Genomic DNA, 23,827 nt, shown 5'->3' with positions numbered 1-23,827 from the left:
TGAACCCACCCACCGCCGAGTTGTGTGATCGTTTTGAATGTTCCTCGTGTGGAATTGGACACAGCGCCTCGGAAAGGTTTCCGATATTCGTCAGCGGAAGAGATGGGACGGGAACGCGTCGGCCAGGGCCCGGTAGCCGGTCGGGTTCAGATGCAGGTGGTCGCCGGTGTCGTAGGCGGCCAGGAGCTGGCGGGGGTTGGCCGGGTCCCGGGTCACCCGGTCGAAGTCGAGCACGGCGTCGAACGCCCGGCTGGTGCGGATCCACTGGTTGACCGTCTGCCGGGCGGACTCCCGGAACCCCGTCGGGTCGTCGAAGCCGTTGCCGCCGAACGGAAGCAGGGTGGCGCCGAAGACCTGGACACCCTGGGCGTGGGTGCGCGTGATGATCTGGTCGTAGGCGGCGACGAGGTCGTCGGCGACCTTCTTCTGCGCGGCCTCGGTGGCCGCGGCGGTGCCGATGTCGTTGATCCCTTCGAACACCACCAGCCACCTCACCCCGCTCTGCGCCAGCACGTCGCGGTCGAGCCGGGCCAGGGCGTTGGGGCCGAGGCCGTCGTTGAGCACCCGGTTGCCGCCGGCCGCCTGGTTCAGGATCGCGATGCCGGACGTGCGGTGCTCGGACTGCAGCCGGTCCAGCAGCTGGTCCGGCCAGCGGTCGTTGCCGTCGGTGGTGGAGCCCCGGCCGTCGGTCAGCGAGTCGCCCAGCATCACGGCGGCGTCCGCATTTCTGGACGGCACCTCGATTCCGCTGAGGAAGTACCAGTGGGCGACCGTCGTCGCGCCGGTCAGCTCGGTGTCCGTGAGGTGGTTGCCGGCCAGCATGTGGGACGTCGTCCGGGATCCTGGATGGGACGTGACGTTCGTGGACGCCTGCCCCTCGGCCAGGTAGGTCGTCACGGTGAGGTTCGATCGCGGCGCCAGGTCGAAGTCCAGCGGGTCGGACACCATCTGCGCCCCGACCGGGATCGTCACCGAGGCGCGGCCGTGGAAGGTGACCGGCCGGGCCGTGCCGTCCTGGATCGCGCCGGTACCGGCGCGCCCGCCGGCCGGCAGCGCCACGGACGCCGCGGTGATCGGCAGCGCGGCGCCACCGAACGCGTTGGAGAACCGCAGCCGGAGCCGGCTGCCGCCGATCGACACCCGTACCGTCTGGCGCAGCGTGCTGTCCGCGAACACCACGCCGGTCCCGGTGAACGGTGGCGGGGGCATGTTGCCGGGCTCGGTCAGCTGCGGCATCGACACCCAGGTGCCGACCCACCGCGGGCCGGTTCCCCGCAAATCCGAGCCGGGATCCGCCTGCCTGCCGGCGCCGCCGATGACGTGGGCGGCGGAGAGGGCGGCGGCGGTGAGCACCCCCACCACGGTAATGCTGAGCAACGATGACCTCGTTCGGACGCGCATCACGAACTCCGAAATTTTCGGAACATCATCGGTAGGTTTCTCGAACGTAAAGCGCGCTGGGCTGCCAGGTCAACCATCAAAGGTCCAACCTATGCGACCTAAGTGCGACCAGCCCTTTTGAAACCTATCGGATCGTGGTATGAAATGTTTCGCAAGTCGCGCCCCTGACGCCGACGTCAAGGAGAGACGCATGCGTACCCTGCGCCGGGCCCTGTCGGGCCTCCTCGCTCTGCTCCTCGCGACGACCACGCTGTTCGTCGGCTCCACCCCGGCCTCGGCGGCGTCGCTGGTCGAGGTGGCCGACTTCGGCTACAACCCGACCAACCTGCAGATGCACCTCTACGTGCCGGACACCGTGGAAAGACACCCGGCCGTGGTGGTGGCGCTGCACTTCTGCACCGGCTCCGGTCCGGTGTTCTTCGCCGGCACCCCGTTCGCCTCGCTCGCCGACCAGTACGGGTTCATCGTGATCTACCCGTCGGCGACCCGGGCCTCGCACTGCTTCGACGTGTCCTCACCCGAGGCGCTCAAGCACGACGGGCACAGCGACCCGGCCGGGATCGTGTCCATGGTCCGGTACGTCCAGCGGCGCTTCCACGCCGACGACCGGGTGTTCGCGACGGGGCTGTCCTCCGGCGCGATGATGACCAACGTCCTGCTCGGCGACTATCCGGAGATCTTCAAGGCCGGCGCGGCGTTCGCCGGGGTGCCGTTCGCCTGCTTCGCCACGACCAACGGGTCGGAGTGGAACAGCGAGTGTGCCAACGGGTTGGTCAGCAAGACCCCGCAGGAGTGGGGCGACCTGGTGCGCGCCGCGGACCCGCGCTTCCATGGACAGCGTCCACGGATGCAGCTGTGGCACGGCACCGAGGACACCATCCTGCACTACCCGAACTTCGGCGAGGAGATCAAGCAGTGGACCAACGTCTCCGGGCTGAGTCAGACGCCGACGTCCACCGACAGCCCGGAGCCGAACTGGACCCGCACCCGGTACGCGGACCGGTCCGGCGGGGTGGCGGTCGAGGCGATCAGCATCGCGGGCGGTTCGCACAACCTGCCGGTGTTCACCCCGAACAACCTCGCCTCGTACGTGATCCGGTTCTTCGGTCTCTCCGACCGGGTTCCACTGTCCACTTTGGCCGAACGGACCGGGCGGTACTACGGCAACGCGCTCGTGCTCGAGGAGTTGGGCACCAACCAGGGCTACACCGAGGTGGCCAAGGCCCAGTTCGACATGGTCACGCCCGGCAACGCGATGAAGTGGGAGACCACGGAGCCGTCGCCCGGCGTGTTCAACTTCGCTCCGGCCGAGCAGATTCTGGCGTTCGGGCGGGAGAACCACGACCGGGCGCGCGGGCACACCCTGGTGTGGCACAGCCAGTTGGCGCCATGGGTCAGCCAGTTGCCGGCCGATCAGGTCCGGCCGGCAATGGAACGGCACATCGCCGCGGAGGCGGGCCACTTCGCCGGCCGGCTGTACGCCTGGGACGTGGTGAACGAGCCGTTCAACGAGGACGGCACGTTCCGGTCGACACCGTTCTTCAACGCGATGGGCGTGGACTACGTCGCCATCGCGCTGCGGGCGGCGCGGGCCGCGGACCGGAAGGCCAAGCTGTACCTCAACGACTTCAACATCGAGGGCATCAGCGCCAAGAGCGACGCCATGTACAACCTGGCCAAGGCGTTGAAAGAGCGGCACGTCCCGCTGGACGGCATCGGCATCCAGGGGCATCTCATCCTCGGTCAGGTGCCGGCCAGCACCCAGGCCAACATCGAGCGGTTCGCCAAGCTCGGCCTGGACGTCGCCATCACCGAGCTGGACATCCGGATGCAACTGCCGGTCGACGACGCGAAGCTGGCCCAGCAGGCCGCCGACTACGCCGCCGTGACCAACGCGTGCCTGGCGGTGAAGCGCTGCGTCGGCATCACCCAGTGGGGCATCGGCGACCGCGACTCCTGGATTCCGCCGTTCTTCCCGGGGCAGGGTGCGGCCCTGCCGTTCGACGAGAACTACCTGCCGAAGCCCGCCTACGCGGCCATGGCCCGGGCCTACCGATCGGCGGCACACCGATGAGGATCCTGCGCATCGTCGTCGCCCTGGTCATGGTGGCGGCCGCGGCCCTGCTGCCCGGCAACCCCGCGGCCGCCACCTCCGACCGCACGGATGCCAACTGCAGCAACGGCTACGTGGGCCTGACCTACGACGACGGGCCGAACGCGGGCACCACGCAGTCGCTGCTCAACGCGCTGCGGGCCGGCGGTGCCCGGGCGACGTTCTTCATCTGGGGCCAGCACGCGCAGCAGAACCCGAACCTGCTGCGCGCCACGCAGGCCGCCGGCATGTGGATCGCCAACCACACCATGACCCACCCGCACCTCACCCAGATCGGCGAGCCGGCCGCGTTCAACGAGATCAACGGGGCGCAGCAGGTGATCCGCCAGATCACCGGCCTCACTCCGACCCTGTTCCGCCCACCCTTCGGCGAAACCAACGCGACCGTCCGCAACGACGAGGCCCGGCTCGGCCTCACCGAGGTGCTCTGGACGGTGGACAGCCGCGACTGGGCGGGCGCCTCCACCGCGCAGATCGTGCAGGCCGCCTCGACCCTGCGCCCGGGCGGCATCATCCTGATGCACGAAGGTTTCCGGACCACGATCCAGGCCCTGCCGCAGATCCTCAGCGGCCTGTCCAGCCGAGGCCTGTGCCCGGGCCGGATCGTGTTCACCCCGACGAACATCAGCGGAGCCGGACAGATCTTCCACGCCATCGCCGTCGCTCCCTGACCGCGGTGAGCCAGTAGCGGCGGGTCCCCCGGGGCCCGCCGCTTCCGCATGCCCTGGCGGGTCAGCACACCTTCGGGTCACGGGTTGGGCGCAGTCTTGACATCGGGTCGAACATTTGTTCGAATGTTGAGTGCGGCTGTCGCGGTTGTTGTTACGGACCGTTTTGGAGGTGAGGGGGCGGGGTTTCGTGCAAATCGGTTTGAGCAGGGTGGGCTGCGGGGTTGCGGTTTGGCGCGCCGGGCAATGGGGTCACGGCCCGTGAGCGCGCGGGCGGGTTGGTGATCTTGAATGTGCGCTTTGAAGGGTTTGGTGCTTTTCTGTTCCGTCGGCCAGTCTTTCCGCCATGTCTGAAGCTGTGCCCGGGGAGATGGGCCGGTGGTTCCCGGTGGAAGGGAACGTCGACCTTCCCGAGCGGCTGCGCCAGGAGGGGGCGTTTCTGCCGCATCCGCTGCCGTCCATGGTTCGACTGCAGCCGTCGACCTATCGGATACTCGCCGAAGCCGAACAGGCCATTGGCCGGCTGGACGAAGCCGCGGCACGCTTACCGAACCGGGCCGGGCTGGTGCGTTTGAACCAATTACGCGACGCGCGCAGTTCCGGTGAGCTCGGCGGCGAGTTCGCCGCGCTGCGCGAGTTGCTCGTCGCCGATTTGCCCGGCGTCGTGGCGGAACCCCCGGCAGATCACAATCTCGCCCGCTACCTCCATGCCGGCGACGCGGCCGTCGACTGGGTCCGCGGCGGCGGAGTGATCAACCTGACGCTGCTGTCCCGGCTCGGGTCCCTGCTCGCCGGCAAGCTCGACGCGCTCGGCGTACCCGGCGAAGACCACGTGAAAGGCGTGGAGTGGCGAACCGAGCCCACCTGGCTCGGCGGCCGGGACCCCGCGGCCGCCTACCTGGTGGCCGCCCCGCCCGGCGTCGAGCTCCAGACCGGCGGCATGCAGTGGTCGACCTGGGTCGACTCCGGCTGCGAGGCCCCGCTCCTCGCCCGCGTCGCCCTCGGCCACTATCAACTGGCCGTATTGTCGCCCGTCGCCTATTCCGCCCATCTTGCCCGGCTCTACATCACCCTCGCCCTGATTCGCGAGGGCGCCCTCCGCGACGCCCTGCTCCCCATATCGGACTGGCTCAGCCGCGAGCGCGACATTTACCGCGACCGTATTCTCGCCCTCGTGCACGACGGCGATCTCGACGGATTCCTGGTGTTCTTCGCCACCGGAATCGTCGCATTGTGCCGAGACCAGCTACGGTTCATCTACCGCGTCGAAGAGCTCAGCGAGCAACACCTCGCACGGCTCGGTAAACGGATGGACGGAATCATTCGGGTCACCCGCGACCTCACCGCCACCCCGCTCACCACGAACCTTCAGATCGCCCAGCGCAACGGCATGTCCGTACAACACGCGGCAAGCCTCACCAAACAACTGAAACGCATCGGCGTGCTCCAGAGCCTGAACGGCAAGTCCTACCGCCAGGTCTTCGTCGTGCCCGACGTGCTGCACCTGTTCGAACTGAGCGACCCCATGCCACCCGACGGGGACGACCAGGTGTTCAACCAGTGATCGGGTACCCACCCGGAAGCGGCGCATCAGCCTCGGCAGCCAGCAACGCCCGGACGTGCTCTGCCAACTCCTCGTCCACGTCGACGACCCTGGCCAACGCCTCGCTCCACCGCCGCCGCGCCGGCCCCCGCTCGCCCTGCTCCCACAGCACCCGGCCCCACCACACCAGAATCCGCGGATACAGCGGATCGTCGGTGTCCTCCGGCATCGCGTCGGCTGCTTGAGCGAAATACCCGGCCGCCGACCCCGCCCGGCCCGCCGCATACATCGTCGCCGCGACCGTGGCCAGCGCCTCAGCCGTCTCCCGCGGATCGCCGGCCGCCCGCCGCAGGTCAACCAGCCCGAGGTAAGCGTCGAGCGCCTTCCCCAGCCGCCCCCACTCCCGGTACAACGCCCCCAGCTCACTCAGGATCGCCACCCCGCGCCCCCGAAGCTCCGCACCCGGTGGCCGCCGCGTGATCGCCAATGCCCGCACCCACTGAGCCTCGGCGTCCGCCCGCTGCCCCTGCGCCGCGAACACCCGCGCACTCCGATCCAGCAGGTCCACCAGCATCGCCGGGTCCCGCACCGCGATCGCCAGCGCCTCACCCGCGCCGGCCAGCTCCCGCCACCACTCCGGGTCGGGCACCGAGCCCGCGACCGGCCACACCGCGAACGCCAGCCGTGCCCCCATCTCCCGCAGCCCGTCCCGGTCACAGGCGAGAATGACGCCCAGCACCTCTTTGTGGTGCTCGACCAACCAAGCCGGGTCAGGCTCCTCGCTCAACCGCCGCACCAGGTCGGCCACCCGCGCCGGCTCCGCGTGCTCAGGCGACACGCTCACCCGCACCCTCACCTCCACCGACCGCCCATCGCCCCGGCTCGACCATCCACCGAAGCATCGTGCCCGACCAGGTGTGTCCCACACCCTAACGACACGAGCCGTCCCACCACCCGGGTGACAATCGAGGCCTACGGGGCAGGAGTGTCCGGTGTGGCACGTGGGACCTGGGTGGTGGGCGAGAGCCACGCGCGGGGTGTCGATCGGGATTCGTGGGCGCTACCCCAGCTGGTCGCGGCGGCGGGTCAGGTAGGCGGTCTCGGCGGTGTTGCCGGCCAGCTCGATGGCTTCGTCGTAGGCCGCGCGTGACTGTTGACTGCGGCCCAGCCGGCGCAGCAGGTCGGCGCGGGTGGCGTGGTAGGCGTGATAGCCGGCCAGCTTGTCCTCGAGACGGTCGACGGCCGCCAGTGCCACCTCCGGTCCGTCCAGCTCGGCGAGGGCGATGGCCCGGTTGAGGGCGACGATCGGCGAGGGGTCGAGGTGGACGAGCTGGTCGTAGAGGGCGAGGACCTGCGACCAGTCGGTGTCGCGTATGTCGCGGGCGCAGGTGTGCACGGCGTTGATCGCGGCGTGGATCTGGTAGCGACCCGGCGCCACCCCGGCGGCCAGGCGCTCGCGCACCAGCCGGTGACCCTCGGCGACCAGCGCCGCGTCCCAGGCGCCGCGGTCCTGCTCATCGAGCGGGACCAGTTCGCCGCTGGCCGAGACCCGGGCGGTGCGGCGGGCCTCGATGAGGAGCATCAGCGCCAGCAGCCCGGCCACCTCACCGTCGTCCGGCAGGAGGGCACGGATCAGGCGAGTGAGCCGGATCGCCTCGGCGGTCAGGTCGTGACGGACGGGATCGGCGTCGGGGCCGGTCGCCAGGTAGCCCTCGTTGAAGACGAGGAACAGGACGGCGAGTACGCCGGAGACGCGTGCCGGGAGATCCTCCGCGGACGGCACCCGATAAGGAATGCGCGCCGCCTTGATCTTGGCCTTCGCGCGGGTGATCCGCTGCCCCATGGCGGTCTCCTGCACCAGGAAGGCACGGGCGATCTCGGGCACGGTCAGACCGCCGACCATGCGCAGCGTCAGCGCCACGCGGGTCTCCATCGCGAGCGCCGGGTGACAGCAGGTGAAGATCAGCCGGAGCCGCTCGTCGTCGATGGCGCCGAGAGGCTCGGGCGGGTCGTCGTCGTACACCAGCTGAGCCTCCATGTGCTTGTCGTCGCGCTTGTTCTCGCGCCGGAGCCGGTCGATGGCCTTGCGGTTGGCGGTGGTGGTCAGCCAGGCGCCGGGGTTGGGGGGCACGCCGTCGGCCGGCCACCGCTCGACGGCGGTCGCGAACGCCTCGGCCGCGGCCTCCTCGGCGATGTCGAGGTCACCGAAACGCCTGGTCAGGGCGGCGACCACCCGGGCCCACTCCTCGTGGTGGGCCTGGGTGATCGTCTCCCGGACGTCGACCACGCTCACAGGAACGGCCGCACCTCGACCTTCCGGTCGCAGATCTTCGACCCTTCGGCGGCGAGCTTGAGCGCCACATCCAGATCCGGGGCCTCCCACACCCAGACGCCGGCGAGGTACTCCTTCGACTCCACGAACGGCCCGTCGCTGAACACCGCTTGCTCGCCCCGGTTGTCGATGACCGTGGCCGCGTCGGTGTCCGCGAGTCCGCCCGCGAAAACCCAGTAGCCCTCGGCGATCAGTCGTTCGTTGAACGCGCTGATGGCAGGCTGCCGGTCGGTGCGGCCGGGATTGCTCTTGTCATCGATCACGGAAACCAGATACTGCATCTGAAGATCATCCCCTGTGGTGTCGAGACGGTGTGGTGTACCGGTCAGGTGCGTCAGTTTCCTGCATACTGCGGGCGCCCGGCCGGCCGGTAGACCTGGATCGTCACGCCCTTCGAGTCGACCCGCGACTCGACCAGGTCGAGCGCAAGATCCGGGCCGGCCTCCGGGAACAACCGCGCGCCCTGGCCGAGAACCACGGGAACGACGATCAGAATCAGCTCGTCGACCAGATCGTTCGCCAGCAACCACCGGGTCAGCGCGCCACTGCCGTGCACCTGCAGCTCACCTCCCGGTTTGGCCTTCAGGTCCGCGATGGCGGTCGCGAGGTCGTCGGACAGCACGGTGGTGCCCGACCACGCTGGATCGGTGAGGGTGGTCGATGCGACGTACTTGGGCCGTGTGTTCAATGCCCGCATGACGGGCTCCCAGCCAGGGACATCCTGTTCCGTCAAGGACCCCCACGAGCCGGCGAACAGCTCGTAGGTCCGCCGGCCGAACAGGAACGCCTCGGCGCGCTGGTAGGTCTGGTTGATGAACGCGTGGGTCTCGCTGTCACCCGCCCCCAGGGCCCATCCGCCGCGCTCGAATCCGTTCCTGCGGTCCTCATCCGACGCACCACCGTTTCCCTGCATCACTCCATCGATGGTGACCTGAGTCACGGTCGTCAGCTTCATGATCGCGGTTCCTTTACCTCGGCGCCGCCCCCTTGTAGGCGGCCGCACCGCTGCTACGAACACCACCACCCCGATCCGACACCGCCTCCCGAACTTCTTTGACGAACTTTCCGGACGCCGGCCGTCAGCGATCCGATCGCACACCGATGAGTTTCTCGCGCGGGTCCGGTCGGTATGCGTGAGACCGACTCACGGGAGGCTGGCGCGATGCGGAAACTGATCTTCGGCATGAACCTGACCCTGGACGGCTACATTGCCGCGGCCGGCGACGACATCGGCTGGAGCGGGCCACCGAGCGACGAGCTGTTCGGGTGGTGGAGCGACCAGGTGCGGGCCAGCGGCCTGTCGCTCTACGGGCGCAAGCTGTGGGAGACGATGAGCTCCTACTGGCCGACCGGCGACCAGCAGCCCGACGCCACGCCGGGGGAGATCGAGTTCGCGCGCCTCTGGCGGGACCTGCCGAAGGTGGTGTTCTCCTCGACGATCGACAAGGTCGACTGGAACACCCGCCTGGTCACCGGCGACGCGCTCGCCGAGATCACCCGGCTCAAGGCCGGGGACGGCGGCCCGATGGACATCGGCGGCGCGACGCTGGCCGGGGCGGCCATGCGGGCCGGGCTGATCGATGAGTACGTGCTGGCCACCTACCCGGTCCTGGTGGGCGGCGGCACGCCGTTGTTCACCGCGCTGGACAGCTGGGTGAACCTGAACCTGGTCGAGACGCGGACCTTCCCCGGCGGCGTGGTCCTGACCCGGTACGAGACGAGGCGCTGAACCACGCTTGCTGGCCGAGCGTGACCGCCTTCGCGGCGGGTCCGGGAGCCTCCGCGAAAACCTGTTGGCGGACCACGGCGACCACGGCTACTTTGCCGGAGGCCGTGCGAGAAGATCGAGGAGGTGGTACCCGTGAACGTATCGACATGGGTGCTTCCCTCCGGGGTCACGGTCGGGCGGTAGGTCGTCCGGGAGCGCCGTTGAAGAGCACTCCCGAAAGGCACGACCATGCGATTCACCTCCGAACAGCGCCTTGACGGCGGTGTCCTCGAGCGCGAGTTCACCCTCGGCGAGATCCCCGGCGTCCTGTGGACGCCCGCATCCGCACCCGCACCGGCTCCGCTGATCCTGGTCGGCCACCCCGGCGGTCTGCGCCGGATGTACCCCCGCCTGGTGGCCCGGGCCCGGCACTGCGTGGCGGAGGGCTTCGCCGCGGCCACCCTCGAGCTCCCCGGCAGCGGTGACCGGCCCCGTTCCGCCGCCGCCGAGGAGGCCCGCGCCGACCTGCGCCGGGCGCTGGAGGCCGGCGAGCCGGTCGACGACGAGATCGTCGACCGGCTCGTCCTCCCACTGGTCGACAAGGCGGTCCCGGAATGGCGGGCCGCCCTGGACGCCCTCCTTGCGCTGCCTGAGATCGGCGGCCCGGTCGGGTACGCGGGAGGGGTGATCTCCATCGGCATCCGGCTGGCGGTGGTCGAGCCGCGCATCTCGGCCGCCCTGCTGTTCGCCGGGAGTTTCGTGCCCCGCACCCTGTTCGAACAGGCCCGGCAGGTCACCATTCCGCTGCTGGTCCTGTTGCAGTGGGACGACGAAGGAAATGACCGGCAGCTGGCCCTGGACCTGTTCGACGCTTTCGGCTCCACGGAGAAGACGCTGCACGCCAACATGGGCGGGCACACCGGCGTCCCGCAGTTCGAGGGGGACGACGCGAACCGGTTCTTCGCCCGGCACGTGAAGTGAGGCCGGGCCGTCCGGCCGGCAGCAGACGAGCGGAGCTGCCGGCCAGGATGCCGCTCATCGAGGACGGGGCAGGTGGGCCGGGCGGTCCACCTGCCAACCGTCACTCTTCAGGGCTCGCCTCCTTGGCAGCCGGCGCAGCCGGTGTGGTCGCCGGCTTGCGCCGGATGACCGCGAAACCGATGAGGAGGACGCCGATGATCAGGGCGGCGAGGGGGAGCCAGGTGCCGAGCAGGGCGAGCTTGGTGGCGTCGGAGTTGACGCGGTCGGCCAGCTCCTGCACCGAGGCGGGGGTCTGGGTCAGGTTGACGTCGAGGACCGGCAGGAGCGGGATGCTCTGGGCGCCGAGCGACACGTTCGCGGTGATGGTGCGCTGGGTGGCGCTTTCGATGGGGGCGCCGAGCTTGGTGTCGGCGTAGAGGTCGTACTTGGCGGTCGCGGTGTAGGTGAGCGGGAGGAGGTCGGGGAGCTGGGCGGCGATGGGGGCGAGGCGGGCCTGGAGGTCGGCCGGGAGCAGCGGGAGGAGCTGGGTGGCGAGGGCCTTGGGGAGGACCGGGGGCAGGGTCGCGGAGAGCTTCGAGTCCTTGACCGGGCCGGTGGCCTGGGCGGTGTAGTGGTTGACGGCGCGGCCGCCCTTGGTGTCGGTGCCGACGAAGGTCAACGTCGGGGAGGTCTGGGTGGTCGGGTCGAAGTACTTGTAGGAGTTGTCCGCCTTGGGGTCGACGGGGAACGCGATGGTGAGGCCCGAGTGTTTCTCGACCTGCTCGCCGGCGGGGGCGGCGGCCTCGGTGAGGGTGCGCCGGTCGATGGCGTAGACGTGGTTGTCGGCGATGGGTGTGCCGGCGCCGTTCAGGGTCGAATCGATGTGAATGACGGCCGTGTCGCCGTCGGTCCGGGAGACCGTGAAGTGGCTGTCCAGCGTCATGTCGACGTTGCGGGCGATGGCGTTGGCGGGGTTGCCGCCGAGGATCGCGCTCGCGTTGAGGGCCGAGCCCTTGCCCGCGTAGTGGACGGTGGTGTCGAGGTCGCCCGGCAGTTTGGTCCCGGCGGGCACGATGGCGAACCGGGTGACGGCGGCGGCCGCGATGAGCAGGACGCCGAGCACGGCGAGCACCACGGACGAGCGGCGCATGGATCCCTCCTGGTGGGTCGAAGGATGCCGATCCTGGCACGCGCCGCCGGGTGCGCCAATCGCGGGTTTCCTGGGCATTCGCACGCGGCCGCCCGCTGAGCGGACGCATTCCCGGTTGCAGCGTCCTAAACGGACTGATCGGCACGTTCAGCGGTGGCTTAAAGACGTAGAGACCGCGTGAGGCCTTGGGGACGCTGAGTGAGTCCGGGCGCAGGTGTTGGTTCCGATGCGGCCCTTGAAAGGAAATCTGGGATGTTGCGGGTGAACGAGCGTGCCGGTGAACGGTCAGGCTCGGTGGAGTCCCTGGTCCTGCGCGCGGACGAGCGTGCCGAGATCGCCCGGCTGGGAGACGAGACCCTGGCGCGGCGGCAGCCGTGGGACGCGCTGGCGTTCACCGGCGAGGCCGCCGCGGTGGCCCAGTACCTGCCGGCGCGGCTGCGGCATTTTCTCGCCCGCGCGCGCACCGAGCAGGCCGACGTGACCATCGTGTCCGGGCTGCCGCTGAGCGAGGACCTCGTGCCGACGCCGACCGGCTGGGAGCTGGCCGCGAAGACCGGCGCGGGGCTGCGTGAGGAGTTGCTGTGCATGCTCTGCGCCGGCGCGCTGGGCGACCCGTTCGGCTGGTCGGACCAGCAGAACGGCCGGATCGTGCACGACGTGTGCCCGGCGCCCGGCCTGGAGCGCTCGCTCACCAGCGCCAGCAGCGAGCTGAACCTCGCGCTGCACACGGAGGATGTGCACCACCCCTGCCGCAGCGACTACGTGGGGTTGCTCTGTCTGCGCAACCCCGACGCGACCGGAACCACGTTCGTCCGGGTGGACCGGATGGACGTGCCCGACGACGTCCGGGAGATCCTCTCCGCCGACCGGTTCCGGTTCTACGCCGACGACTCGCACGAGAACACCGAGCTGGACGCGGAGCAACTCGCCGGGCGGCACGAGAACCGGGTGAGCCAGGACGGGTCGGTCCTCTTCGGACCGCCGGAGTTCCCTTACCTGCGCATCGACTTCGACTTCGCGTCCGCATTGGACGGTAAGGCGGACGCGGCGATGAGCCAGGCGTTCGAGTCGCTCCGGGCGTCGGTGGAGCGGGTGGTGCTCGAACCGGGCGACATGGCTTTCCTGGACAACTACCGGGTGGTGCACGGCCGCGAGCCGTTCAGCCCGCGCTACGACGGCCACGACCGCTGGCTGAAGCGGGTCAACGTGATCCGCGACATCCGCCGGGTGTTCGTGGAGACCCGGTCGCTGACCAGAGTCATCGTCTGAGCGGCCGCGGGCGGAAGCGAAAGGGCGGCGGCTGATGAACACGGACCACCTCGGACGCATGCTCACCGCGCTGGCGGAGCGGAACCGGACGCCGGGCGCGCAGGTCGCCCTGTGCGTGGGCGGCGCGGCGCTGTTCGCCGAGACCGGGGTGGAGCGCTTCGGCGCTGCGGCGCCGGTCACCCGGGCGTCCACGTTTCCCTACGGGTCGGTGACGAAGTCGTTCACCGCGACGGTGCTCATGCGGCTGGCCGCCGAGGGCGACCTCGACCTCGACGAGCCGATCGGTGCTGTGATCCCCGAACTGGCCGGAGCGTCGAAGCGCTTCGACAAGATGGTCACGCCGCGCCATCTGCTCAGCCACACCAGCGGGCTGCCCTGCGACTTCCCGGAGAACGGCGCCGCACCGGCCTCGTTCCGCCGGCACGCGCTGGCCGCCCGGGCGCTGGAGCCGATCCAACCTCCCGGGGTCGCGTTCTCCTACTCCAATGCCGGGTTCGTCCTCTGTGGACTCATGGTCGAGGACGTCACCGGCCTGTCCTGGTGGGACGCGGTCGAGTCGCTGGTGCTGGATCCGATGGGCGTCGAGCCGGCGTTCTGCGCCGACCCGCGGAACCCGCCCCGGCGCGGGCCTTCCGTCTCCGGGCATTCGGTGAGCCTGAAGCTGGACCGCACGATTCCGGTCGAACCGCTGTGCGCGGTGTTCGACGCCCCGGCCGGCGGCCTCGCCGGCAGTGCCGCGGACCTGCTGGCGTTCGGCCGGATGCACCTGGCCGACCCGGAGCTCAGGCGGATGCGGACCGGTGCCGGCGAGGTCACACCGTTCGGGCTGGCCGCCGGCTGGGGGCTCGGCCTCGCCCGGTTCCGGGCCGGCGACGTGGACTGGTTCGGGCACGACGGCACCACCGACGGCACGACCTGCAACCTGCGGTTCGAGCCGGACAGCGGGGTGGTGCTCGCCATGACCACCAACGCCGGCAATGGTCTGCGGCTCTGGGAGGAGTTGCTGGCGGAGCTGCGCGAGGCCGGCCTGGACGTCGGCAACTACCCGGCGCCCACGGTCACCGCGCGTCCCGCCGCCGAGGTGCCGGACTGCGCCGGCGAGTACCTCAACGGCGACGTCATCTATGCGGTCGCCCGCGGCGGCGACGGCCTGCTCACCCTCGACCTGGACGACGGGCTGCCCCGGCACCTGACGTTCTACGAGGGCCTGCTGTTCTCCGCCGAGGACCCCACCGGCACGGAGCTTCCCGTGGCGGGCCGGTTCGTCCGCGGCGGCGACTCGATTCGGCTCATGGAGATCGGCGGCCGGGTCGTCCGGCGGAAAGCACGGGTTTGACATGGACCAGCGGTGCGTGCACGAGATCTTCGCGGAGTGGGCGGCGCGGACCCCGGACCAGGTCGCGGTGACCTGCGGCTCGGACTCGCTGACCTACGCGGAGCTGGACGGGCGGGCGAACCGGTTGGCGCACCGGCTGATCGCGCGCGGCACGGGGCCGGACACGCTGGTGGGCCTGTGTTTCGAGCGTGGCCTCGATCTCATCGTGGCGCTGCTCGGGGTGCTCAAGGCCGGCGGCGCGTACCTGCCGCTGGACCCGGCCTACCCGCCGGAGCGCCTGTCGTTCATGCTCGAGGACAGCGGCACACCGGTCGTGCTCACCCAGGCGCACCTGCGCGACCGGCTGCCGGTGCCGGACTCCGCCGTGCTGTTCCTCGACCACGAGCGTGCCGAGCCGCCGGATGTCGTGGTACGGCCGCAGAACGTCGCGTACGTGATGTACACGTCGGGCTCGACCGGGCTGCCGAAGGGCGTGCTGATCGAGCACCGCGGCGTGGTGCGGCTGGTGTGCGATCCGGACTACATGACGCTCACCCCGTCCGATGTGGTCACTCAGGTCGCGTCGATCTCCTTCGACGCCTCGACGTTCGAGGTCTGGGCCGCGCTGCTGAACGGCGGCCGGCTGGCGCTGGCGCCACCCGGCGTGCCCTCGGTGACCGAGCTCGGCGTGCTCCTCCGGGAAACGCGCTGCACCGTGCTCTTCCTGACCACCGCGATGTTGAACGAGGTCGTGGACGACGACATCTCGGTGTTCGCCGGGTTGCGCTGGTTGCTCACCGGCGGCGAGCTGGCCTCGCCCACCCACTTCGCCTGGATCCGGGAGCGGTACCCGGAGCTCGGCCTGGTCAACTGCTATGGGCCGACCGAGAACTCGGCGTTCACCACGTGCCACGTGATCCCGCAGCGGTCCTCCGTATCCGCCGTCCCCATTGGACGGTCCATCGACGGGACCACCGTGCGGGTTCTGGACGACCGGCTGCGGCCGGTGCCGGACGGAGAGATCGGCGAGCTGTACACCGGCGGCATCGGGGTCGGCCGTGGGTACCTGAACCGCCCGGGGCTGACCGCCGAACGGTTCGTCGCCGCACCCGGGGAACGCCTGTACCGCACCGGTGACCTCGTGCGCCGCCGGCCGGACGGCTCGCTGGACTTCCTCGGCCGGGCCGATGACCAGGTCAAGATCCGCGGGTTCCGGATCGAGCTCGGCGAGATCGAGCACGCGCTGCGCCAGCACCCCGAGGTCGCCGACGCGGTGGTGGTGGCCCGCACCGAGGAATCGGGTCACAAGCGGCTCGTCGCCTACGTGGTGGCCACCGGAAACCCGAATTGCCGCGAGTTCCTCGCCGACCGGCTACCGGACCACCTGGTGCCAGCAGCGTTCGTGGTGCTGGACCGGTTGCCCCTCAACGCGAACGGGAAGGTGGACCGGAAGGCGCTGCCGGCGCCCACCGGCCCGGACAGGGATCACGTCGCCCCGGCGAACCCGGCCGAGGAGGCATTGGCGGCGATCTATGCCGAGGTGCTCGGCCTGGACCGGGTCGGCGCCACGGACGACTTCTTCGCCCTAGGCGGCGACTCGCTGCTCGGCGTCCGGGTGCTGTCCCGGGTCCGCTCCCGGCTGGGTGTCGACCTCCCGGCGAAGGCGCTGTTCGACACGCCGTCGGTGGCCGCGCTGGCCACCCGGCTCACCGGACGGGACACCGGGGCGCAGGAGCGGATCGAGCCGGTAGCGGACGACGCTGATCTGCCGCTTTCCTTTGCGCAGCAGCGGTTCTGGTTCTCGCACGAGTTCGCGCCGGACGCCGTGGAGTACAACGTCTGCCACGGCGTGCGGCTGCGCGGCGAGCTGGACGTGGAGGCGCTGACGGTGGCCTGCCGCGAGCTGGTGGCCCGGCACGAGCCGCTGCGTACCACGTTCACTGTCGTGGATGGGCGCCCGACCGCGGTGACCGGGTCCGAAGTGGACCTTCCGGTGGCCGCCGCCGACCTGCTCGAGCTGGAGGAAGACGAGCGCGCGGAGGGCCTGGACCGGTTGCTCCGCCAGGAGGCGAACCGCCCGTTCGACCTGCGGCGCGGGCCGCTGTTCCGGATGTTGCTGGTGCGTCAGGACATCCACGACCACGTGCTGGTGCTCAGCATGCACCACGCGGTCATCGACGGCTGGTCCATGGGCGTGCTCGCGAACGAGCTGGGTGCGCTCTACCGCGCGGCGCGGCGCCACCGGGACGCCGGGCTGGCTCCGCTTCCGGTGCGGTACCACGACTTCGCGGTGTGGCAGCGCCGGGTCTTCACCGACGAGGCGCTGGACGGGCAGCTGCGGTACTGGCGCGACCGGCTGGACGATCTCGCGCCGCTGGAGCTGCCCACCGACCGGCCGCGCCCGGCGGTGAAGACCACCGCGGGCGCGGCGCACCGGTTCGCCGTCCCGGACGGGATCACCGCCGGGCTGCGGCAGTTGGGCCGGCGCACCGGCGCCACGCTGTTCATGGTGCTGGTGGCGGCCTGCCAGGTGCTGCTCGCCCGGTACTGCCGGCAGCGCGACGTGGTCGTCGGCACCGCGATGTCCGGGCGCAACCGGCCCGAGCTCGAGGGTCTCATCGGCTGCTTCATCAACACTCTGGTGCTCCGGTCGGACGTGGCCGCCGATCTGTCCTTTGCGGACTTTCTGGGCCAGGTGCGGGAAACCGTGCTCGGCGCGTTCGCCCACCAGGACGTGCCGTTCGAGCGGCTGGTGGACGAGCTGTGCCCGGACCGCGACCCGAGCCGCACGCCGCTGGCCCAGGTCATCGTGGCGCTGCACAACGCGCCCATGGGCCCGATCGCGCTGGACGGCCTGGACTGCGCGGAGATCGAGCTGCCGAAGGTCTCGGCGATCTTCGACCTGGACATCGAGTTCACCCAGTCCGCCGGCGCGCTCACCGCGGTGATCGAGTACAACACCGACCTGTTCGACGCCGCGACCGTCGAGCGCCTGGCCGGGCACCTGCTGGTGCTGCTGGACGGCGTGCTCACCGACCCGACCCGGCCGCTGTCCGACCTGCCGCTGCTGACCGGGGCCGAGCGCCACCGGGTGCTCGTCGAGTGGAACGGCACCGCCATGCCGTTCCCCGCGGACCGGTGCCTGCACGAGCTGATCGCCGAGCAGACCCGGCGCCGGCCCGAGGGCGTCGCCGTGGCCTGCGGCACGGAGAGCCTGACGTTCGCCGAGTTGGAAGGGCGGGCCAACGGGGTGGCGCACCGGCTCGCGAGTCTTGGCGTCGGGCCGGACGTGCCGGTCGGTGTGTTCCTGGAGCGCGGCCCCGGGTTCGTCGTCGGCCTGCTGGGCGTGCTCAAGGCCGGCGGCGCGTACGTGCCGCTCGACCCCGAGCTGCCACCCGAGCGGCTGGCTTACATCATCGCCGACACCGCAATGCCGGTGGTGCTGACCGAGTCCGCGATGCTGGACCAGCTGCCACCGTCCGATGTGGACACGGTGCTGATCGGCGGGCACGCCCGGGCGGACGCGCCGCGAACGGCGGTGGGGCCGCGGAACCTGGCCTATCTGGTGTACACCTCCGGCTCGACCGGGCAGCCCAAGGGCGTGCAGGTCGAGCACCGCTCCGTGGTCAACCTCGCCACCTGGTACCGGGCGCACTACGGGATCACGCCGGCGGACCGGGGCGCGCAGATCGTGTCGGTCGGGTTCGACCCGGTGGCGCTGGAGGTCTGGGGCAGCCTCGTCGCCGGCGCCGGGGTCGCGGTGGCCACCAAGGACGTCCTGGCCGATCCGCGTGACCTGGTCCGGTGGTTCGCCGACCTGGACGTGACGATCACGCTCGTGCCCACGCCGCGGATCGACGCGGTGCTGGACGAGCTGAAGCGGGTGCCGACCCGGCTGCGGGTGCTGATGACCGGCGCCGACGTGCTGCGCCGCCGGCCGCGCCCGGGCTCCGCGCTGAGGTTCGTCAACCACTACGGCCCCAGCGAGGCGACCGTGCTGGTGACCGGGGTGGACGTGGCCGACGAGGGGAGCGCGCCGGCCGGTGTGCTGCCGCCGATCGGCGCGCCCATCGCCAACACCCGGCTGTACGTGCTCGATGCGCACGGAAACCCCGTGCCCATCGGGATTCCCGGCGAGCTGCACATCGGCGGCGACTGCCTGGCCCGGGGCTACGCCGGCCGGCCGGAGCTGACCGCCGAGCGGTTCGTCCGCGATCCGTTCAGCCCCGACGAAGACGCGCGGCTGTACCGGACCGGCGACCTGGTCCGCTGGCTCCCGGACGGGAACCTGGACTTCGTCGGGCGGCTGGACAACCAGATCAAGATCCGCGGCTACCGGGTCGAGCTGGGCGAGATCGAGACGGTGCTGGCCAAGCATCCGTGCGTGGCCAAGGCCGTCGTGCTGGCCCGGCAGGACAAGCCGGGACACAAGCGCCTGGTCGGCTACCTGGTGCCGGCCGATGGGTCCACTGTGGACATTGCCGGGCTGACCGCGTTCGTCGCGCAGTCGCTGCCGGTCTACATGGTGCCCTCGGCGTTCCTGGTGCTCGACGAGCTCCCCATGACGGCCAACGGGAAGATCGACCGGCGGGCGCTGCCGGCGCCGGACTCCCTCCCGGAGACCGGTTTCGTGGCACCCGCCGATCCGGTGCAGGAGCGGCTGGCGGCCATCTGGGCCGAGGTGCTCGGCGTGGAGCGGGTCGGCGTGGAGGACAACTTCTTCGCGCTCGGCGGGGACTCGATCCTGGCCATCCAGCTCGTGTCCCGGGCCCGGCAGGCCGGGCTGTGGTTGCACTCCAAGGACCTGTTCCTGGCGCAGACCGTCGCCACGCTGGCCGAGCGGGTCACCGTGGACGCGGCGGGGAAGGGCACTGCCAGCGGGCCGGTGACCGGGGACGTGCCGCTGACCCCGATCCAGCGCATGTTCTTCGAGCGGCTCACCGTGCCCGGGGTGTTCCACCAGTTCCTCACCGTGGAGCTGGCCGGCGAGGTGGACGAGGCGGCGCTGCGGGCCGCGGTGCACGCCGTGGTGGCGCACCACGACGCGCTGCGCCTGCGCTTCACCCGCGTGGACGGGCAGTGGCGGCAGGTCAACGTGGCGGCTGATGCGATGAATGACTCATTCAGTGCGCCCGACGCAGTGAATGACTCATTCATCGCATTCCTGGGCCCGATGGATCTGGAGCACGGCCCGCTGATCCGGTTCGTGCTCGACCGGCGGGCGAACCGGCTGCTGATCGTGGCGCACCACCTGGTGGTGGACGGGGTGTCGTGGCGCATCCTGCTGGACGACCTCGCCACCGCCTACCGTCAGGCCGGTTCGGGCGCGGCGATCGACCTCGGTGCCCGGACGACCTCGTTCCGGGACTGGGCGCGCCGGTTGACGCAGGACGGCGTGGACGGCGAGCTGGCGTACTGGACGCATCCGGACCGGAAGGCGGATCCGTGGCTGCCGCGGGACGGCTCAGGCCCGAACACGGCCGGGTCGACCCGAACCGTGCGGATCGAGCTGGACACCGCCACCACCCGGGCGCTGCTGCGGGACGTTCCGCGGGCCTACCGCGCGGAGCTCACCGACGTGCTGCTGGCCGCCCTTGGCCGGGTGCTGACCGGGTGGACCGGCCGGGACCGGGTGCTGATCGCGATGGAGGGCCACGGGCGCGAGGACCTGTTCGACGGCGTCGACCTGACCCGCACGGTCGGCTGGTTCACCGCGTACTACCCGCTGGCCGTGGACACGCCCGCAGACGCCGGCTGGGACGACCTGCTCCGCTCGGTCAAGGAGGCCGTGCGGTCGGTCCCGCGGCGCGGACTCGGCTACGGCGCGCTGCGCTACCTCGCCGGCGAGCTGGCGGACGACCCGCATCCCCGTGTCGGGCTGAACTACCTGGGCCGTTTCGACGCCGGGCCCGGAGAAGGCCGGTACCGCACGGTGTCCGAGCTGGATCTGCACCAGGATCCGGCGGACACCCGGCTGCACGAGCTGGACGTGGTCGGCGCCGTGCGGGCCGGCCGGCTGGAGTTCACCTGGTACTACTCGGAGAACCTGCACCGCGAGGAGACCGTGCGGCGGCTGGCCGGCGAGCTGTGCTGGGCGCTGCGCGGAATCGTGCGGGACAGCGCGGACAACGGCGCGAGTGCGTTCGTGCCGTCGGACTTCCCGCTGGCCGGGCTGGATCAGTCCACTGTGGACTCACTGGCGGGGTTGGGCGTCGAGGACATCTACCCGCTCACGCCCACGCAGAGCGGCATGCTGTTCGACTCGCTGATGACCCCGGACGCCGGCGTGTACCTGGCCCAGCTCGACGTCGAGGTGGACGGCGTCACCGACGCCCGGGCGCTGGCCGAGGCGTGGCAGCGGGTCGTCGACCGGACCCCCATCCTGCGCACGGCGGCGGCCTGGCAGGGGTTGGATCGTCCACAGCAGATCGTCCAGCGTGAGGTGCGGCTGCCGGTCGTGCTCCTCGACTGGCGCGGCGTGTCCGAAGCCGAGCGGCGGCACCGGCTGCGCCGGCTGCTGGCAGACGACCGGGCCATGGGCATGGACCTGACCCGGGCGCCGCTGACCCGGGTGGCGATCATTCAGGTCACCGGTGACCGTGTCTGTCTCGTATGGACGTTCCATCATCTTCTATTGGACGGCTGGAGCGCGTTCCACGTGCTGTCCGACGTGCTCGCCGGCTACGCGGGAGCGACACCGGTGGTACGGCGGCCGTTCCGGGACTACGTCGCCTGGCTGCGGGATCAGGACGAGGCGGCCGCGGAGGAGTACTGGCGGGGCACGTTGTCCGGCCTCGGCTCGCCGACCCGGCTGCCCTACGACCGGACGCCGGCACCGGGGTACCAGCCGCGCGCGACCGGGTGGCAGGAGCTGAGCCTGCCGGCCGGGCTCGCCACGCGCGTCACGGAATGCGCGCGGCGCAACGGGCTGACCCTCAACACGCTCGTGCAGGGCGGGTGGGCGCTGCTGCTGGCCGAGCACGGCGGCGAACCCGACGTGTGCTTCGGTGCCACGGTGTCCGGGCGCCCGGCGGGGCTCACCGGTGCCGCCGGCATCGCCGGCATCTTCATCAGCACGCTGCCGGTTCGGACCACTGTGGACGGTCCGCGCCCGGTGCGGGCGTGGCTGCACGACCTGCAGGCCGAGCAGGTGCGCGCCCGCCAGTTCGACTACCTCGCGCTCACCCGGATGCAGGCCGTCGCGGGTCTCGAGCGGGGCGCCGGCATGTTCGACAGCATCGTGGTGTTCGAGAACTACCCGATCGACAAGGCGCCGACGAACGGGCACGGGCCGCGGCTCGGTGAGGTGAGCGGGGTCGAGGTCACCGGTTACCCGCTGAACCTCGTGGTGTACGCCGACGGCGGGTTGTCGTTCGTGCTGCGCTACGACCCGGAGTTGTTCGACGAGCGGACCGTGCGGCGGCTCGGCGAGAGCCTGACCGTGTTGCTGGACGGGATGGTCGCCGACCTCGACCGTCCACTGTGTATGGTTCCGCTGCTCCCGGAACGGGATCACCGGCGGCTCGTCGAGGGGTGCAACGAGACCACCACCGCCTATCCGGCCCGGGCCGTGCCGGAGCTGTTCGAGGAGTGGGCGCGGCGCACCCCGGGCGCGGTCGCCGCCGTGTCCGCCGCCGAGACCCTGTCCTACGCGGAGCTGAACGCGCGGGCGAACCGGTTGGCGCACCTGCTGATCACGCGGGGCGTCGGCGCCGAGTCGCGGGTGGCCACGCTGTTCGACCGTTCCGCGAACCCATTGGTGGCGTTCCTGGCGATCCTCAAGGCCGGTGGCGTGTACGTGCCGCTGCACCCGAGTAACCCGGCGGAACGCACCCGGCTGATCCTCGAGGACACCGGGGCGGCGGTGGTGCTGACGGACAAGGCGACGCGCGGCCGGGCGGGGGACCTACCGGTGATCGTCGTGGACGAGGAGCCCGACCTGGACCGGCAGCCGGAGAGCGACCCCGGCCTGACCATCGAACCCGACCGGTTGGCGTACCTGATGTTCACCTCCGGCTCGACCGGACAGCCGAAGGGCGTGGGCGTCACGCACCGAGGCGTGGTGAGCCTGGCGTGGGACCACCGGCTGCGGTCGCCCGCGCACCAGTGCGTGCCCTTCCATTCACCCCAGGCGTTCGACGCGTCCACCTACGAGATCTGGACGCCGCTGCTGAACGGCGGCCGGATCGTGGTCCCACCGTCCGATGTGGACGCCGCGCTGGTCAGGCGAATGGTCGCCGAGCACGGCCTCACCACGGTGTTCGTCACCACGGCGCTGTTCAACCTGTTGGCCGACGAGCAGCCGGACTGCTTCAACGGGGTGTACGAGGTCTGGACCGGCGGCGAGGCGGCTTCACCACGGGCGTTCGCCCGGGTGCTCGAGCACTGCCCGGACACCGTGGCGTTCCACGTCTACGGGCCGACCGAGTGCACCACCTACGCGACCTGCCGGGAGATGACGGTTGAGCAGGCCCGGGCCGGGATCGCGCCGATCGGCCTGCCCATGGACAACACGCTGGCCTATGTGCTGGATCCATACCTGCGGCCGGTGCCGGCCGGCGTGACCGGGGAGCTGTACCTCGGCGGAACCGGCCTGGCGCGGGGATATGTCGGCCGGCCGGGGCTGACCGCGGAACGGTTCGTGGCCGACCCGTTCGGCTCGGGCGGCCGGCTCTACCGCACCGGGGACCTGGTCCGCTGGGGCCGCGCCGGCGACCTGGAGTTCCAGGGCCGGGCGGACAACCAGGTGAAGGTGCGCGGGTTCCGGATCGAGCTGGGCGAGATCCAGGTGGCGCTGCGGGCGTGTCCCGGGGTGACCGAGGCCGTGGTGCAGGTCCGGCGGGAGTCCGGCCGCACCCAACTGGCCGCGTTCGTGGCACCGGCCGTCGACACCGCCGAGATGCGTGGCTGGCTGGCCGAGCGGTTGCCCGGCTACATGGTGCCGGCCCAAATCGTGGCGCTGGACCGGTTGCCGCTCAACGCGAACGGCAAGATCGACCAGGCCGCCCTGGCGAAGCTCGAGCAGCCGGGCGAAAACGGGGACGGCCACGTCGCGCCGCGCACCCCGACCGAGGAGGCGCTGGCCGGCATCTGGTCGGAGCTGCTCGGCGCGTCCCGGGTCGGCGTCGAAGACGACTTCTTCCTGCTGGGCGGCGACTCCATCGTGAGCCTGCGGCTCGCCTCCCGGGTGCGCCGTGCGTTCGGCGTTGAGCTGTCGCCCCGGGTGATCTTCGAGGCCCCGACCGTCGCCGCCCTGGCCGGCCGGCTGGAAGACCTGATCCTGGCCCAGTACGAGGCGGCGGCCGGCGAACGGCTCGCGAGCGAGCGCAATTAGGGAGTGTTGGGGTGGCCGTGAGGTTCATGATCAC

The 23,827-nt window shown here is 70.9% G+C and carries 14 protein-coding genes; 8 read left to right on the top strand and 6 right to left on the bottom strand.

The annotated features are described in order from the left end of the window. Positions 1 to 90: 90 nt before the first annotated feature. Positions 91 to 1,377, bottom strand: a complete 1,287-nt coding sequence (locus VGR06_RS17100) for an SGNH/GDSL hydrolase family protein (RefSeq protein WP_327560071.1) — start codon at positions 1,375 to 1,377, stop codon at positions 91 to 93. A 214-nt stretch (positions 1,378 to 1,591) separates the two neighbouring features. Between VGR06_RS17100 and VGR06_RS17095 the strand changes: the two genes are divergently transcribed. From VGR06_RS17095 to VGR06_RS17085, 3 genes are all read left to right on the top strand, one after another. After that, entirely contained in the window at positions 1,592 to 3,475 is a 1,884-nt protein-coding gene (locus tag VGR06_RS17095) for a PHB depolymerase family esterase (protein WP_327560070.1), read from the top strand. Beyond that, complete coding sequence (locus tag VGR06_RS17090) at positions 3,472 to 4,185, top strand: polysaccharide deacetylase family protein (RefSeq protein ID WP_327560069.1); 714 nt, start codon at positions 3,472 to 3,474, stop codon at positions 4,183 to 4,185. The genes VGR06_RS17095 and VGR06_RS17090 overlap by 4 nt, the downstream gene beginning before the upstream one ends. 343 nt (positions 4,186 to 4,528) lie before the next feature. Further along, positions 4,529 to 5,746: a Fic family protein gene (locus VGR06_RS17085; RefSeq protein WP_327560068.1), complete on the top strand. Its 1,218-nt coding sequence runs from the start codon at positions 4,529 to 4,531 to the stop codon at positions 5,744 to 5,746. Here VGR06_RS17085 and VGR06_RS17080 read toward each other — a convergent pair. The 4 genes from VGR06_RS17080 to VGR06_RS17065 form a co-directional block, all read right to left on the bottom strand. Continuing rightward, positions 5,736 to 6,569, bottom strand: coding sequence for a hypothetical protein (locus VGR06_RS17080; RefSeq protein ID WP_327560067.1), 834 nt, complete (start codon positions 6,567 to 6,569; stop codon positions 5,736 to 5,738). The two genes, VGR06_RS17085 and VGR06_RS17080, sit on opposite strands and share 11 nt — an antisense overlap. Positions 6,570 to 6,785: 216 nt before the next feature. Beyond that, positions 6,786 to 8,012, bottom strand: a complete 1,227-nt coding sequence (locus VGR06_RS17075) for an RNA polymerase sigma factor (RefSeq protein WP_327560073.1) — start codon at positions 8,010 to 8,012, stop codon at positions 6,786 to 6,788. Between the two features lie 2 nt (positions 8,013 to 8,014). Beyond that, positions 8,015 to 8,338, bottom strand: a complete 324-nt coding sequence (locus tag VGR06_RS17070; protein ID WP_327560066.1) for a YciI family protein — start codon at positions 8,336 to 8,338, stop codon at positions 8,015 to 8,017. Between the two features lie 53 nt (positions 8,339 to 8,391). Further along, positions 8,392 to 9,012, bottom strand: coding sequence for a dihydrofolate reductase family protein (locus VGR06_RS17065; RefSeq protein WP_327560065.1), 621 nt, complete (start codon positions 9,010 to 9,012; stop codon positions 8,392 to 8,394). A gap of 207 nt (positions 9,013 to 9,219) precedes the next feature. On the opposite strand from VGR06_RS17065, the gene VGR06_RS17060 reads away from it, so the two are divergent. Both VGR06_RS17060 and VGR06_RS17055 read left to right on the top strand, forming a co-directional pair. Continuing rightward, positions 9,220 to 9,786, top strand: a complete 567-nt coding sequence (locus tag VGR06_RS17060; RefSeq protein WP_327560064.1) for a dihydrofolate reductase family protein — start codon at positions 9,220 to 9,222, stop codon at positions 9,784 to 9,786. A 228-nt stretch (positions 9,787 to 10,014) separates the two neighbouring features. Then, the gene (locus VGR06_RS17055; RefSeq protein ID WP_327560063.1) at positions 10,015 to 10,746 is read left to right on the top strand and encodes an alpha/beta hydrolase; all 732 of its coding nucleotides are present in this window, start codon (positions 10,015 to 10,017) and stop codon (positions 10,744 to 10,746) included. Positions 10,747 to 10,846: 100 nt separating this feature from the next. On the opposite strand, the gene VGR06_RS17050 is transcribed toward VGR06_RS17055, so the two are convergent. Beyond that, a complete protein-coding gene (locus VGR06_RS17050) occupies positions 10,847 to 11,875 on the bottom strand; it encodes a porin PorA family protein (protein ID WP_327560062.1) in 1,029 nt (342 codons plus the stop codon). A gap of 261 nt (positions 11,876 to 12,136) precedes the next feature. Between VGR06_RS17050 and VGR06_RS17045 the strand changes: the two genes are divergently transcribed. Genes VGR06_RS17045 through VGR06_RS17035 form a run of 3 tightly spaced genes read left to right on the top strand, consistent with a single transcriptional unit; the run spans position 12,137 to position 23,793 of the window. After that, the gene (locus VGR06_RS17045; protein ID WP_327560061.1) at positions 12,137 to 13,144 is read left to right on the top strand and encodes a TauD/TfdA family dioxygenase; all 1,008 of its coding nucleotides are present in this window, start codon (positions 12,137 to 12,139) and stop codon (positions 13,142 to 13,144) included. A 34-nt stretch (positions 13,145 to 13,178) separates the two neighbouring features. After that, positions 13,179 to 14,480, top strand: a complete 1,302-nt coding sequence (locus tag VGR06_RS17040) for a serine hydrolase domain-containing protein (RefSeq protein ID WP_327560060.1) — start codon at positions 13,179 to 13,181, stop codon at positions 14,478 to 14,480. A 1-nt stretch (position 14,481) separates the two neighbouring features. Beyond that, a complete protein-coding gene (locus VGR06_RS17035; protein WP_327560059.1) occupies positions 14,482 to 23,793 on the top strand; it encodes a non-ribosomal peptide synthetase in 9,312 nt (3,103 codons plus the stop codon). Positions 23,794 to 23,827: the final 34 nt, after the last annotated feature.

The organism is Actinophytocola sp. (genome assembly GCF_036002505.1).
In the GTDB taxonomy this organism is placed as follows: domain Bacteria; phylum Actinomycetota; class Actinomycetes; order Mycobacteriales; family Pseudonocardiaceae; genus DASYTH01.
Note: the sequence above shows the minus strand (reverse complement) of the source record. Positions and strands in the feature narration are given on the sequence as shown.